This is a genomic window from Vreelandella olivaria, from assembly GCF_023507745.1.
Taxonomy (GTDB): domain Bacteria; phylum Pseudomonadota; class Gammaproteobacteria; order Pseudomonadales; family Halomonadaceae; genus Vreelandella; species Vreelandella olivaria_A.
Genome location: NZ_JALPZO010000115.1, coordinates 1 through 14,183, shown reverse-complemented (window position 1 = coordinate 14,183; position 14,183 = coordinate 1). Strand labels below are relative to the sequence as shown.

Sequence of the window (14,183 nt, the reverse complement as noted above, 5' to 3'; positions counted from 1 at the left end):
ACACTCCGGATGGCACGATGAAGCGCAGCGAGTCGGCAGCCATCATGGGCGTGCCTCCAGCCGGACCGGGCGCGCGGCGCCGATCACGGCAGAGGCTCTGACCGGCCCGAAATACCGGCTGTCGAACGACGCCGGATTGGTCATGCTGAGCAGGAACAGTTCACCAGGCCGAAGCTGCCGACACTGCGGCCAGGCTGGCAGCGGTCGGCCCAGCCGGTCGGTGGGTAACACGGCGGCCACCGGCACGCCGTCGATGCGTACGGTCCCGCCAGCGATGCACACCTCCTGCGGTGCGATCGCACCCACACGCTTGAGCAGTGGAACGTGCGTCGGCAGGTAACCGCGCTGCGCAGCGAGCGTGGCTGCTGCCGGCGGCAACGTGGTCAGGATGATGCTGCCGACCGGCAGCGAACCAGCCCGATGGTCGAGCGGTTCGACGCGATACCAGCCGACCGGCACGCTGTCGGACGGGTTGTAGATCAGACGCGGCAGCGGCTGCACGAAGGATGCCCAGGCCAGCGCAGCGAGGCCGCAGACGGACAGGGCCGCCAGCACGAGGCGAGCGCGCAGGGGCGAGCGAGGATGCGGTGGGATGCCAGTCGCGCCGATCATGGCGGATTGGTGCGTCATGGCAGCGCCCTCCCGCTCAGCCAGGCGGCGTGCCGTTCGGCGGTGTAGTCGGGCAGCGGCACGCGCGCGGCGAGCCGGTTGGCGAGCGTGCGCCAGTACGCGGGCGAGACGGCGGTTGGCGCGATACCCAGCGCCTCGATGGCGTCGATGCGTTCCAACACGGCGCGCACCGGGTTATCTCCCTCCGCGTGCAGCAACAGGTGTGCGCCTGGCTGCACGCCGGGGATGCGCTGCATGGCATCCAGTGGCGTGCAGGCTTGCATCACCATGAGCTGCCAACGAATCGTGCCGTAGTCGTTGGCCTGCCAGCGGACGCGGCAGAACACGACGTTCGGCAGGAACACCGCGACGCGCCGCCAGCGGTCGAGCCGGAGGGTGCGCGCGGGTTCGCCAAAACGCAGGTAGAGCTTGAAGCGTGATTCGATATAGGCCAGCGATACGCGGGTCAGCGGCACGTTGTTGGTTTGGCCGGGGAGTACCGAAAGCGACGGCGGCGATGCGGCCGCATTCGCGGCAGGCGAAGCGGATGTGGTCATGGTGTGTTCTCCGGGGGAAACTCCCGTTCCAGCAGGCCGCGCAGCAGTTCGGCCACGGTCACGCCCTGTGTGAAGGCCGACACCTTTATGCGTGCCCGCAGCGCGGGCGTGATGTCGAGGGTCAGGCGCGCGGTGTAGAGGTCGCCTTTCTGCAAGGCATCGGCGTCACCCTGGCGAATCCACGCTTCGGCCTGCGGATTCGCCGGCGGGCGCGCGCCGATGGCGATGCGTTTTCCGCGCTCCTTGCTCATGACGGCCACCGCAACAGTTCATCCACCAGGGCGGTGATTTCTCGGGCGGCGGCGCTGTCAGGCACCGTCTCGCGGGCGAGCCGGCCAGCGGCCACGCTGTCGGCAAAGACGATGCGCTGGCGCACCTCGGCGCGCAGCGCGGGCAACGGCTGGTCGGCGAGCGCCTGGCGCGCTTCGCGCCCGATCACGGTGGTACTGACGCGCCGGTTGATGACGAAGGCCGCCTGCAATGCAGGGCGAAACACCTGCGCCTCGCGGATCAACGCGACCATCTCGGCGCTGGCCCACAGGTCGTAGGGGCTGGGCTGCACCGGGATAAGCACGCGCTCGGCCGTCAGCAGCGCGGAACGCGCCAGGGCGGCGATGCGCGGCGGGCCGTCGATGACGATGTGATCACAGCGCCGGGCGAGTTCCGGCGCTTCCTGGTGCAGCGTTTCGCGTGCGAGGCCCACGGCGCTGAACAGCCGTGGTAGTCCCTGCTGGCTGCGCCGCTGCGTCCAGTCCAGTGATGACCCCTGCGGGTCCGCATCCAGCAGGATGACGTGCTGACCGCGCAGCGCGAGTTCGCCGGCGATGTGGGTGGCGAGCGTGGTCTTGCCCACGCCGCCTTTCTGGTTGAGCAAGGCGACGATCATGGTGCAGCCCTCCGTGGTGGAAAGCGACGCCATAAACGACTTGAAAAACGCTTGTGCTGTTGGTGGTCGGCGGTTATCCACCGGCCCAATAACAGGGTTTTATCATTCGTTAGAAAGATGTTTAAGTTAGATATAAAGTTAAGGGGCGAAAAAATCCTTGTGGCTATTGAAGTTAGATGCGATTTGCGCGCCTGATAGCACGATACCGGTGCGCCTGATAGCACGAGTCTTGGCGCGCCCGATAGCACGAGTCCATTCACAGCTTGTTCCGTTTTCATCCCCAGGCTTATCCCCGTGCCGTTTGCGGCACGGGCCGGAATGCGAGGATTTCCGGCGCGCCGGGCCAGCGTTCGATGGATAGCTCGTAACCGGGCAGCGACTGCCGCGCCACCAGGGCGCGCAGATCGCGGGCAAAATCGCGGGGCTGCGCCAGGCTGCCAGACTTGCGATACAGGTAGGGAACGTCGAACTGCCAGCCGTCGCGCTGCTTGCCACCGTGCTTGCGCACCAGACGGTACAGCCAGCGCTCGATGCCGCCGGTCAGGCGGAAATACGCCCGGTCGATGGTCAGCACCAGGGCGGCGTCGAGTACGCCCGCATAGAACCAGTCCGGCAGGATCAGCTCGATGCCCAGCGGTTTGCCGCTGGCATCGGCCAACTCCTTCCATTCGTTGATCCAGGAAAAACGATGCAAGCGCCGCCCGGTGGTCTCGCGGATGGACGTGGCCACCGTGGTCGATTGCAGCCGGTCGAGCGCGGCCTTCAGGCGCTGGTAGTCGCGCAACGATGTACCGCGCCCGATGAAGCGCAGGATCTCGTAAGGCGTAGCCTGCATCCTGCGCGACGGCTGGATGCCCGCATCGCGGGCTTCCACGATCTGGCTGGCGGCCCAGATCAGGATGTCGGCGTCCCAGATGGTGGCGATGCCGTGTTCCTGCGTGCCCTCCACACGCAGGGTGACGTTGCCGCTGCGAAAGTCGATCGGCGCCGTGCGCCGCGACTTGGCCAGCGAGAAGAACGGATAGGCCATCAAGTCCTGGGCGTCGCGCGGCGCCATGTCCTCGCCCGGCAGTGCGCGGAACAGATCGAGCTGTTCCCGCTGCTGCGCTGGCCGATGCCGGGGCGGCAGCGATGGGCTGGACATGACGATGGCCACCGGCGCGCCGACGATCAGCGGCCATCACGGTAGTCGCCCGCGTGGCGTTCGGCGTATTCGGGGTCGGACGTGGCCTCGTAGCTGCGGGCATCGGCCCAGGTATCGAGGTCGGCCACGGCGTACATGACACGGCGGCCGAACTTGCGGAACTTCGGGCCACCCCCGATCACGCGCTGTTTCTCCAGCGTGCGCGGCGACAAGCGCAGATACTCGGCGGCTTCGTCGTTCGTCAGGTAGCGTTGGGGCTGCGCAGGCGCAGCGGCAGTAGCGGCGGCAGGTCTTAAGGGAGCGGGTCGCATGAGATGAACCTCCATCGGTTGAAAACGCCCCGGCCACACAACGCGGCCGGATGGAGGCAGTCTCAGAAAACGCAGGGCTCCTGCTCAGGGACGTTTTGCTGCAAGAGCAGTGCGTCCCTGTTCAACGGGTGGAAGCTGTGCCAGGCGGCGATAGCCGCCGCGCATCAGCGCATCGCCTCGGCGCACCAGCCGACGCACGCGGGCGCGCAGGGCGCTGTCGGCGTGCCAGTCGTCCGCGACGGCATCGACGCCGAACAGCCCTTCGGCCACCTCGCGCAAGGACGCGCCCGCCAGGGTCGCGTCGAGCGCCTGCAAGGTGTGCAGTTCCAGCAAAGGCGTCAGGGGCGGCCGGGGCCGCGTCAGGGCTACGGGTGGAATGCCGATGGCGGCGGTCAGCTCGTTCAATGAGGTCGTCAGCGCCTGACAGCGCGCGTGGGGCATGTCACAGGCCCGGATGGCATAGACGTACGCCATGCCATCGGCCAGGCCGGGCGCCAGTGCGAGGCGCAGGTAGGCACCCGGCCAACGGGCCACCAGCAGCAGGCGCCGGCCGTCGTGGATCAGGTGCTTGTGGCCGGGAATGCGCCACAACGCGAAAGCCACGGCAGTGGGCGGTGGGTCGGCATCCGGGTAGAGCTGGAGCACGGCGTCGTGGTCGGGAAACCACACCGGATGCGCGTCGCGCGCATCCAGGGTCGGGTCTTCCAGCAGGCGCAGTCCCCAGCGCTGCGCCGCGTCCGACCGACGGCGACGGCGCAGCCAGTCGCGGCGGTAATCGGGATGGCGGCGCAGGTATTCCCAGGCCAGCGCCGGGCCATCCAGGTGCAGAACGTAGAGATAGGCCGCCGTCGGATACCAGGACTCGGTGCTGCGATCAGCCATGACGCAACCTCCCTCGGTTTGAGGTACGTCGCCACGGCGCAAAGGCGCGCTATGAAGCCATCATCGAAACGTCATCGGTGAAACGATAAACTGTCAGCGTCAAGACCGATTGGCTCCGGTGCATTGCGAGTTTCGTCCGAATGCGACGGCGGCCTGCCCCAAAATGGCGTGCCGCATTGGCCAGCCTGCCAAAAGCCACGCCGGGCATCATGACTGTTTCGATCAGGCACGCACTACTTGGATGCAAGGTTGCCCATTGAGACCGGAACGGTCTGGGGTCAGACCGAAAAAGACACAACGCGCTGCCGCTGACTGTGGCTGTTCAGTCGGTGATCGAACCGTTTTCCTCGGCCAGCCGCAGGTATTCCGACAGTCTCCGCACCGGCTGGAAGTAGCGATCACGCATCACGGGTTGCCGATGCGGCCCGACGATGGACACCAGATCAGAGAGTTTCACCGTTCCCAGGGCAGGCATTCCGATTCCCAGGTCGATCAGGCCGTGGGCCGTATCGCCGTCCGCGGGATCGAGCGAGGCCAGCAGCCAGGTGGCGTGTGCGTCCGGGGTGAATAGGCGTACCACCGGCACCGGGTCGGTGTCCTGGCCTGCGGCGCGTGCTTGACCGTTGGCGAGCAATTGCGCGCGCTCAGGGGTGGTGGTGAGCGGCTGGGGCATGGTCGGCAATCCCACAAATCCAATGATGCACGAACGCAGTTTTACGCCAAAGCGCAGAGCTTCAAACCCGGATTCTTGCCTTCGTGCGCAAACACAGATACGGCTCTGTGGCTTTGCTGGAATCCACCGATGTGGATTTCTGTAAAGGCACGAATACGGAGGGTAGCACCAAATGAACACTATAGGTTGTAGCTCTATAGAATTCAATGGGGTGTCATCTTGGTTTTTAAGGGGAAACCATAGGTGGCGACAGAGTATTCGTTGGCAAAGGCATTGAAGACCGTCAGGAAGGCGCGTGGCTTGAGCCAGGAAGCCTTCTCCGACGTGTCCAGCCGCACCTACATGAGCACCCTGGAGCGCGACCTGAAAAGCCCCACTTTGAGCAAGCTGGCCGAGCTGTGCGAGGTAATGGAGGTGCATCCGCTTACGTTACTAACGCTGGCTTATACGGAGAACGACCAGCACAAAACTAGCCAGTTGCTGGATCAAGTCCAGCGTGAATTGGATGCGATCGTTGAGGGTAAAAAGGAATGAGCGACGCCACCTCCTCCTCATCACTCTCCAAGGAATACGCTAGCGACAACGTATGCCGTGTCCTTGCTCTTGATGGCGGTGGTGCAAAGGGCTTTTATACACTGGGCGTTCTCAAGGAAATTGAGGCCATGCTTGGATGCCCACTATACAAGCGGTTCGACCTTGTATTCGGCACGAGCACTGGGGCGATCATTGCTGCACTCATCGCTCTAGGATATGAAGTAGACCAGATACACGCCCTCTACACCGCGCATGTGCCGCGAGTTATGTCCAGCCGATCAGCTTCGGAAAGAACAGCAGCACTTCAAGATTTGGCGAAGGAAGTGTTTACAGACAAGACTTTTGAAGATGTCAAGACGGGTATCGGTATCGTCGCTACCCGTTGGATGACCGAGCGTCCCATGATCTTCAAGGGTAGCGTTGCGCAGGCACATGGCCGCAAGGGAACCTTCAGCCCTGGATTCGGAGTCAGCATTGCTGACGCAGTGCAAGCGTCTTGCTCGGCCTATCCATTTTTCAATAGGAAGACGGTCGTCACTGCAGCCGGCGACAAGATCGAATTGATCGATGGAGGCTATTGCGCAAACAATCCCACCCTTTTTGCAGTAGCAGACGCGACTGTCGCCTTAGAAATGGAACGCAAAGATATTCGGGTCGTGAACGTCGGCGTCGGTACTTACCCTGAACCAAAGCCGGGATTACTGATGCGGATAGCCAAAAAATGGCTTGCCGTCCAGTTGCTTCAGAAGACCCTTGAAATTAACACGCAATCAATGGATCAGTTGCGCAGCATTCTATTCAATAACATTCCAACAATTCGTGTCAGCGATACCTTCGAGCGACCAGAAATGGCGACAGACTTGCTTGAGCACGACCTTGATAAATTGAATCTCCTTCGACAGCGCGGCAGTGAATCGTTCGCAGCGCATGAGGCACAGCTAAGGGAGTTTTTGATGTGAGGGAGGCAGAGCATGGGAATACCTGAGTCACAGCTCGAAGTCTGGTCCCACCAAGGATCTATCAAGCAGTCAGCTGCAACCTACCATAGCATCAAAGATGCACTGGAAGCCGCGAGTGCTACGTATAACGGAAAGAACTATCAGGTCTTCCTGCAAGGCTCCTATGGAAACAATACGAACATCTACTCGGAAAGTGATGTGGATGTAGTTATACGACTCGACGATGTCTACTACAGCGATCTGACATCGCTTTCACCTGAAGATAAAGCGATATATGACCAGGCACGTATTCCGGCCACTTACGCATATGACCAGTACAAGAAGGATGTGATAAAGGCGCTTACTGACCGTTTTGGCTCCGACGTCAAGGTCGGAGACAAGGCCATTGCCGTAGCGGCGAATGGCAGCAGACGGAAAGCCGATGTCATCACGGCGATGCAGTTCCGGCGTTATTGGAATTTCAAGAGCATCCATGACGCGCAGTACATCGAGGGTATCTGTTTCTTCAATGGAGCAGGAGAACTCATTGCCAACTATCCGAAGCAGCATTCGCAAAACCTGACCGTTAAGCATCAGGGCAGCAATCAATGGCTCAAACCTATGGTTCGCGTCCTGAAGAATATTCGAAGCAAGCTCGTTGATAACGGCACATTGCAACCTGGAATCGCCCCATCATACTACCTTGAAGGCTTGCTCTATAACGTGCCGAGCGACAAATTCAGTTCCAGCTATGCGGACTCCTTCGTCAACGCAATAAATTGGATCCAGAATGAAGCGGACAAGACTAAATTAGTGTGTGCCAATGAGCAGTACTACCTGCTCCGTAGTGGAACGCCAACTTGTTGGGAAAGCTCTGACGCGGAGACATTTATCAACGCCAGCATTGATCTCTGGAATACTTGGTGAGGGATGCCAAAAAACAGGAATTCGCCGTGAAGACAGTGCGGCCTGCAAGCAGGTGGAGCTAAGTATGGGTGGTCGAGTCATCAACCTTTTCATGTGGGGATACCAAGAGCACTACAGAATAAGTCTTCAAATACTCGCTCGCGATGTCCTCAAGGCTTTGGGGGCGCCGACGGAGGCGGAGGTGCTCCTTGTTGGAGCGCGCAGCCCCAATAGCGAAGACCCGAGCCCGGTGTGCGTAGAGCCAGAAGATGGAAAATGGCCCCTGTCGCTATTCGATGGCTTGCTCGATTCAGTCGAATCGACTTACCGCAACCACGATATGCAGAACCTTTTTTTTGGTGACGAGGCAAGTATGCGGGACAAGCCTGAATGGATGCGCCGAGATTCGGTACGCATATCTGTTGGGCAGGCTCTCAAAGTCTTCGATGCCGAGCACGACGTAGCTTCGTTCTGTGGCGAAGTCAGACGCATTGATGATTACTACATTACCCCGGTCATACAGATTCCAAAAGCAACTTTTGTGCAGTTCCCGCCGTTGCCTTCCAAGCCTGTTGATGAAGGACAACAAGGAAGTGGGCTTCGCAGTTTGATACATGCAGCGATGTATGCAGTTCTTCATGAGGCTACTGAAGAGTTGCAGAACCCTCAGCCTGGACGATTTATCCAAAACAGTATGAGAGATGCAGAAGAAATCGTACGCATTGCTGCGAAGAATTTCCTGCATACTCCAGGACTCTCAATCGAGAAGCGGTATATTCATGCCGATCTTTTCGATGTAATGAACCTTATCTCATCTCTCATGTATGAAGGGGCGAAAGGTGTTGGCCAGCTTACTCTCGTCGATCCCGAGAACGATGCGATCGAATTCCTAGCAAAGTTTGCTCAGCCGGTTCCTTTTCGTGAGCCACGATGGGCGCGGAAGGTCTTGCAGATGGCGACAACAGGTGTTGGCATCATTGCAGACAGTCAGCGCATTTACGGACTTGGTAAGCTGAGGGATCCGCACGATTTCAGCGCACAGGATGCGTTCACAGTAGCTTTTATCGATCACTATCACTGGGAGCTGCGTTGTGGCAATCAAGTACTGCTGCGCAGTCACTATGCTGTGCCCAAGCTTCCGCAGGAACCTTTCGACAAGGCTGCCTTCCTCTCAAACTATACTCGCCTGTTTCCACAAGCTTCACAGGAAGATGGGTTGCACCTATGGAGCCTATTGCTGGCCCAGACTAGACAAGAGTACGGCAGCATGATTGTCGTCGCTGCCGACGCGGCCAGCGAAGCGCGACGGCTTAGAAAGCAGGGTACCTGTATAGATCCAACCTTGCTTTCTGAATCGTTGATGCAGAGTGTCAGTGGAATCGACGGTACCATACTGCTCGACCCCTCTGGCTTTTGCCATGCCATCGGGATCATTCTCGATGGCGAGGCGACCGATCAATGTATGCCTTCAAGGGGCTCTCGATACAATTCCGGCGTTCGCTACGTAAAAGCGAGCGGTCCCAGAAGGCTTGCCATTGTCGTATCTGATGATCGCACCGTCGATATTATTCCTCGGCTCCGACCGCTGGTTAGCCGTGCGAAGATAGAACAGCATATAGCTCGGTTAGAAGCGGCGACACTGGACAACTATCACGACTCTCGGAACTGGCTGGACGACCATCGGTTTTACATCAATAACGAGAAATGCTCTCGGATCAACAAGGCAATCGAAAGATTGGATGCTCTTCCGAAGGAAGTGGGCTTGATCTACATCGGAACGGAAAAGTTTGAATCTCATCCCGAGATGGATGAAAGCTATCTTACTGACTAGCCGATTACTGCCGCGCTATGGAGTCGTAAGCTCCACCGCAAAGGGCCTCACCAACTGTAGGAATAGGAAAGAGCTTTGAAAGTACAGGAAAGCATTGTCCGGTATTGGCATGCCGTTGAATTGCTGCAACCGCAGTCTGCCCCTAAGTTGAAGAAACGCAGCAGTTCCTACGGTGCGTTCATTCACAACACGCCCATAGGGAATCCTATCCCTCCTTGGTCAACGGCAAGTATTGTTGCAAAGCAACACTTGCCCAAGCGGCGCGTCTGGAGCCACACACTCTTTGCCCATATTTATGACAGCCGGCGTATCACTGAACACCTCAAGGAAGTCTATGGCGCTGATCAGGGCTATCGTGAGCCACAGTATCGAGAGTCGGCCCTGTTCGCAGCGAAATTCACTATGACTGGTCAGTTCGTCGATGACAGTTTCGTGCTCTCCAGCGAAGCATGGTTTCTGGGGCGGGTGTTGACGGGAAAGGATTGGACCAGAGGGTTTGAGGAGGATCAAACAGCCATCGGCGAACAGGTGAAAGTGCTGTTCGAAGGTCAGGTATCCAGCGGAGCGCTGCGTGAACTGACACACTGGATTCTCCAATACATCGGTGTAGCGGGTTTCTTTGGTGACATGGACGGCCATGTATTTCGCTTTCGCTCCCAGCCAGTCAATCCCAACAAACCAGAGTCGGAAGACGATCCACTCAATAGCTTCCTGCTCGAAGATCTGGCCAACGTCGCCGACAGCATCAGCAAAGGAGGAAAAAACAATCCGTTAGATCAATACTTATACCAGCACGATGCACGACTACGTTTGCAAATAGACGATGATCGCGAATCGCTCCCATTAATCGATCGATTGATGCCAGACGCCTATCCCGCGAGCTGCTGGCCCTCGGACCAGCATCTGGGACTGGTGCATTCCCAGCAGTTGGCTGTCAATACGATCCTCGCCACGCTTGGCAATAGCCAAGGACTGTTGGGTATCAATGGCCCCCCAGGCACAGGCAAGACGACGCTGCTGCGTGATTTGATTGCCGCCATTGTTACCAACCGGGCCGATGTGCTCGCCAAGCTACCCCGCGCCTCCGATGGGTTTGTCCGAAACGGACGCGAAGCAGCCAATGATGGCGGTAAGGAACAGTCGTGCTTCAAACTCGATCCAGCTCTGTATGGCTTCGAGATCGTTGTGGCTTCGTCCAATAACGGCGCGGTGGAAAACGTCACGCTCGAATTACCCCAGCGCGACAAGATCGACGAGAGCTGGCTGCCCGAGGCGGAGTATTTTGCCGAGCTGGGCGAACTGGTGAGTGGAAAACCTGCGTGGGGATTGATTTCCGGTGCGCTGGGTAGCAAAACGCGGCGAACCAAGTTCGTGGAGCGCTACTTCTATGGTCAGCGCCCGTTCGGCAGCGACGACAAGGCAGGCCCTGACGCCGAAGAGGAAGCCGAATTAGATGATGAATTTGGCGATGCTGTAAATGCCTTGTTTTCTACGCCTTCCACGGCAGAGGAGAAGTTTGGTGCAAGCGAGGAGAACGACGAGGCACCGTCTGACAAGGAAGAAGGACCGAAAGGCTTTCTCGGATGGCTCAGTGCATGCGCTGAGGTCAACAAGACTCGCTCCCCGGAACAACGCCAAGCCTTGTGGCAGCAAGCCATCGTCGATTATGACGCTGCCAAGACAGAGGTGCGCAAAACGTGTGCTGCTGCCAATCGCATCCGCGAGCTGATCCAAGCCCTCTGCAAGACAAGAAAGCAGGTCGCGGAACAATCTGAAGCGCTACTTACTCTCGAAAGTAATCTGGCCGATGCGGTCAAGCAACTCTCTCGCCTGGATACCGAAGAGAGCCGTCCAGCTAGCATGGCGCTGAAACAGTGCTTGTATGAACTTGAGGAGCATCAAGCACGAAAGCCGGGATTTTGGGCGAAAGTTTTCAGTTTTTGGGGCGCGCAGCGAGACTGGGATGCTAAGCGGAAACGGCTCGAAAGCCACCACGACTTGGCCAAATCCGAGTTTAGCCGGATAGCACGCCTCACCAAGCAACTGGGTGCTTCGCGGGAGAGCTTAGAAAAGCATACCGCCGATACGCGACGTGCGCTTCAACGCTTGCGCAGCCAATGCCAAGCACACATGCAAGATGCCATCGACGTGGCAAGGGAAGGCCAAGCCGATCACCTGCTCGTATGGCTGGAAGACGGCGCTATTGGTCGCGGCGATGCCATCGAGCTGGCCGAGCCTTGGCGTTTTGAAGGCTGGCGCCAAGCGCGGGCCCGCGTCTTCATTCAGGCACTCAAGCTTCATCGGGTGTTCTTTGAGTTGGAAGCATCCCGTATGCGCTCAAATCTGTTTCTCATCAACGGAATGTTGACTGGCACCCGCTACCACGGCATCTCGCGTGACGCTATTCGCTCTGCCTGGGCGTCCCTGTTCATGGTCGTGCCGGTATTGAGTAGCACCTTCGCGTCGTTTGCGCGCTCATTCGGCTCGTTGGGGGGCGGCGATATTGGCTGGCTGTTGGTGGACGAGGCTGGCCAGGCATCACCCCAAGCAGCTGTCGGCGCGTTATGGCGGTCCCGGCGTGCATTGCTGGTGGGCGATCCGCTTCAACTCAAGCCGATCGTCACCGTCTCCGATGCCGTGCTCGAACATATGCGTACACGCTACCAAGTCGATACACACTGGCTCCCCAATCGACAATCCGCACAGACACTGGCTGATGAAGCTACCCGCTGGGGGCGCATTGCTGGACCGACCGATGGCAAGACTTGGGTAGGATTACCGTTGGTTGTTCACCGACGCTGCGACAAACCCATGTATGCGCTCGCTAATCGCATCGCCTATGACGGAGCGATGGTGTATGGAACCCTCACACCGCGCCCCGACAAGGAAACACCTGCCAGCTTCCTGACCGGATGGATTCAAGCCAGCGGAACGTCACAAGACAACTGGGTACCAGCCGAAGGCAAAGCCCTTCAGGACCTGCTTGCGCTGTTGCATAGGGATGGCGTGAAGGCTGAAGACATTGCGGTCATCACTCCGTTCAAAGCCGTTCAAGAGAATCTTAGAGGCATGCTCTCTGACAAGATGGTATCCGGCACAATCCATACCATGCAGGGCAAGGAAGCGCCTATTGTCATTTTGGTGCTGGGCGGGAATACGGCTGGCTCGGGAGCCCGCAATTGGGCAGTTTCGGAGCCGAATCTTTTGAATGTAGCGGCAACGCGCGCCAAACGACGCCTCTATGTGATTGGCGACAGAAACGACTGGAAGAATCGACCGTTGTTTTGTGATGTCATGGATCTGTTACCACTGCAGACCATTTCGGCACGCGAGCAGGAACAGATGCCAAATTTTCCGTAGTCGCCCACTCGAACCGATGAGAGTGCTCATAGTGTAGTTGGTGAGTGGTGTGGAGGTACCTCAACGTCTATTGGATAGTGTTTGCTGAGATACCGACGAATTCGCTTTGACTCAATATGCTATGGAACACTACAACATTGAGGATCGACCATGAGTTCAATAGGAACAATGAATCCACAGCAGATCTGCGAAGACTTTCTCCGAAAAGAAATTCATTACAACAGCGAACATCATATCCTGCCAAGCGAAAGCGCCGTCGCGGATCGGCTGCTAGATCGTGGGATTGAGATGAAGCACGTCTATGAAGAACTGCATGGAAAGCTTCACCTCCACCCACCAGCACTCTCGCTCCTCCTTGGTTTGGTTCTGAGTGCAGCCGCGTTCTGGAGCCCGGAGAAAATACAGAGGGCGCGAACTGCGCGAGACGATCTCACCAAAACCAATCACCAAATTGCAAAGAAGGCGACAGAGTTAGCAATGCTGCTGGAGCGACGTTCTGACCTGCATAATACATCTGGCTTTAGGCTTTGTCCGAAAAGTCTGCTCGCAGGCAACGGTCTATGCACGCCAGGCATACCATGGCCCTGAAGCTGCTGGCCAACTTGTCGTAACGTGTGCAGACCCGGCGTAGCTCTTTCATCCAGCCAAAGCAGCGCTCGATGATGTTCCGGTCGCGATACGGGGTTTGTCAAAGCCTCTCGGCGCGCCAGGGCGCGGTTTCCGCTTCATCTTGCGTCGGGCAATGATGGGCTTCATGTGGTGCCGATCGCAGTAGTGGCGAAGCGGATCGCTATCATAGCCTTTGTCTGCCACGATGAAACGACAACGCTTGAGGGGTCTGCCTACGGGACCAGGCAGGTGGACGTGCTCCATGGTCGGGGTGAAATGCCGCGTATCCGAGTCCTGTCCCGGTGACAGCGTGAAGGTCAGCGGCAAGCCATTCCGGTCACAGACCATGTGAATCTTGGTGGTCAGGCCGCCTCGGCTACGGCCCAGGGCATGATCTATGGGTTCTTGGTGCCCCCCTTTTTGCCGCCTCCAGAGGCGGCGCGAGTGGCGCGGATCGACGTCGAGTCGATCATCCAGGTATCCAGGTCCATCAGGCCATCCTCTCGCAGCTTGAGCTGAAGACGCGCCAGGATGGCCTCGAAGGTGCCGTCATCACGACATTGGCGGAAGCGGTCATAGACGGTCTTCCATGGGCCGTAGCGCTCTGGCAGATCGCGCCACTTGGCGCCCGAGCAGAGGATCCAGAAGATACCGTTCAACACCTGGCGGTCATCACGGCGGGGGCGTCCTGTCCTCTGCAGTGGCGACACGATGTCCTCGATGAGGGCCCAGCCGTGGTCGGAGATCTCGTAGCGTCCTGCCATGGGTCACCTATGCTGCTGCGGCATAGGTGACATTAGCAAATTCGAGTTTTCGGACAAAGCCTTGTGTCTCTCCGGGCTTGTTGATTAGCTACCAGCAGGCCCTGGCATCAGGGTGAGCATCCACAAAGCCTGAGGCGTCACAGCCTGGAACCTAGATTATGCCCCCTGATGCCCTCTAT

The 14,183-nt window shown here is 58.5% G+C and carries 14 protein-coding genes and 1 pseudogene; 6 read left to right on the top strand and 9 right to left on the bottom strand.

The features are described from left to right. Positions 1-42: 42 nt before the first annotated feature. The 8 genes from HP566_RS11285 to HP566_RS11250 form a co-directional block, all read right to left on the bottom strand. Positions 43-630 carry a S26 family signal peptidase gene (locus HP566_RS11285; protein WP_249977363.1) on the bottom strand — a complete coding sequence of 196 codons (588 nt, stop codon included), beginning with the start codon at positions 628-630 and terminating at the stop codon, positions 43-45. Further along, positions 627-1,166, bottom strand: a complete 540-nt coding sequence (locus HP566_RS11280) for a DUF2840 domain-containing protein (RefSeq protein ID WP_249977362.1) — start codon at positions 1,164-1,166, stop codon at positions 627-629. Before HP566_RS11280 ends, HP566_RS11285 begins: the two co-directional genes overlap by 4 nt. Next, complete coding sequence (locus HP566_RS11275) at positions 1,163-1,417, bottom strand: chromosome partitioning protein ParB (protein WP_249977361.1); 255 nt, start codon at positions 1,415-1,417, stop codon at positions 1,163-1,165. Before HP566_RS11275 ends, HP566_RS11280 begins: the two co-directional genes overlap by 4 nt. Then, a complete protein-coding gene (gene parA, locus HP566_RS11270) occupies positions 1,414-2,052 on the bottom strand; it encodes a ParA family partition ATPase (protein ID WP_249977360.1) in 639 nt (212 codons plus the stop codon). Before parA ends, HP566_RS11275 begins: the two co-directional genes overlap by 4 nt. Before the next feature lie 286 nt (positions 2,053-2,338). Then, positions 2,339-3,208 (bottom strand): replication initiator protein A, encoded by an 870-nt coding sequence (locus HP566_RS11265; protein WP_425348186.1) that lies wholly within the window; start codon positions 3,206-3,208, stop codon positions 2,339-2,341. A gap of 14 nt (positions 3,209-3,222) precedes the next feature. Continuing rightward, a complete protein-coding gene (locus tag HP566_RS11260) occupies positions 3,223-3,507 on the bottom strand; it encodes a helix-turn-helix transcriptional regulator (protein WP_249977359.1) in 285 nt (94 codons plus the stop codon). Between the two features lie 84 nt (positions 3,508-3,591). After that, entirely contained in the window at positions 3,592-4,389 is a 798-nt protein-coding gene (locus HP566_RS11255) for a DUF2285 domain-containing protein (RefSeq protein ID WP_249977358.1), read from the bottom strand. Positions 4,390-4,711: 322 nt separating this feature from the next. Further along, the gene (locus tag HP566_RS11250) at positions 4,712-5,062 is read right to left on the bottom strand and encodes a DUF2958 domain-containing protein (RefSeq protein WP_249977357.1); all 351 of its coding nucleotides are present in this window, start codon (positions 5,060-5,062) and stop codon (positions 4,712-4,714) included. A 243-nt stretch (positions 5,063-5,305) separates the two neighbouring features. On the opposite strand from HP566_RS11250, the gene HP566_RS11245 reads away from it, so the two are divergent. The 6 genes from HP566_RS11245 (at position 5,306) to HP566_RS11220 (ending at position 13,219) form a co-directional block, all read left to right on the top strand. After that, a complete protein-coding gene (locus tag HP566_RS11245; protein ID WP_249977356.1) occupies positions 5,306-5,596 on the top strand; it encodes a helix-turn-helix domain-containing protein in 291 nt (96 codons plus the stop codon). Then, a complete protein-coding gene (locus HP566_RS11240; protein ID WP_249977355.1) occupies positions 5,593-6,555 on the top strand; it encodes a patatin-like phospholipase family protein in 963 nt (320 codons plus the stop codon). Before HP566_RS11245 ends, HP566_RS11240 begins: the two co-directional genes overlap by 4 nt. 12 nt (positions 6,556-6,567) lie before the next feature. Then, complete coding sequence (locus tag HP566_RS11235; RefSeq protein ID WP_249977354.1) at positions 6,568-7,461, top strand: nucleotidyltransferase domain-containing protein; 894 nt, start codon at positions 6,568-6,570, stop codon at positions 7,459-7,461. Positions 7,462-7,525: 64 nt separating this feature from the next. Next, positions 7,526-9,271, top strand: coding sequence for a hypothetical protein (locus HP566_RS11230; protein ID WP_249977353.1), 1,746 nt, complete (start codon positions 7,526-7,528; stop codon positions 9,269-9,271). Positions 9,272-9,346: 75 nt separating this feature from the next. Beyond that, a complete protein-coding gene (locus tag HP566_RS11225; protein ID WP_249977352.1) occupies positions 9,347-12,631 on the top strand; it encodes an AAA domain-containing protein in 3,285 nt (1,094 codons plus the stop codon). Positions 12,632-12,781: 150 nt separating this feature from the next. After that, a complete protein-coding gene (locus tag HP566_RS11220; protein ID WP_249977397.1) occupies positions 12,782-13,219 on the top strand; it encodes a hypothetical protein in 438 nt (145 codons plus the stop codon). Here the strand turns inward: HP566_RS11220 and HP566_RS11215 are convergent. Further along, positions 13,152-14,004, bottom strand: a pseudogene (locus HP566_RS11215) (IS5 family transposase). The gene HP566_RS11220 and the pseudogene HP566_RS11215 overlap by 68 nt on opposite strands. Between the last annotated feature and the right edge of the window lie 179 nt (positions 14,005-14,183).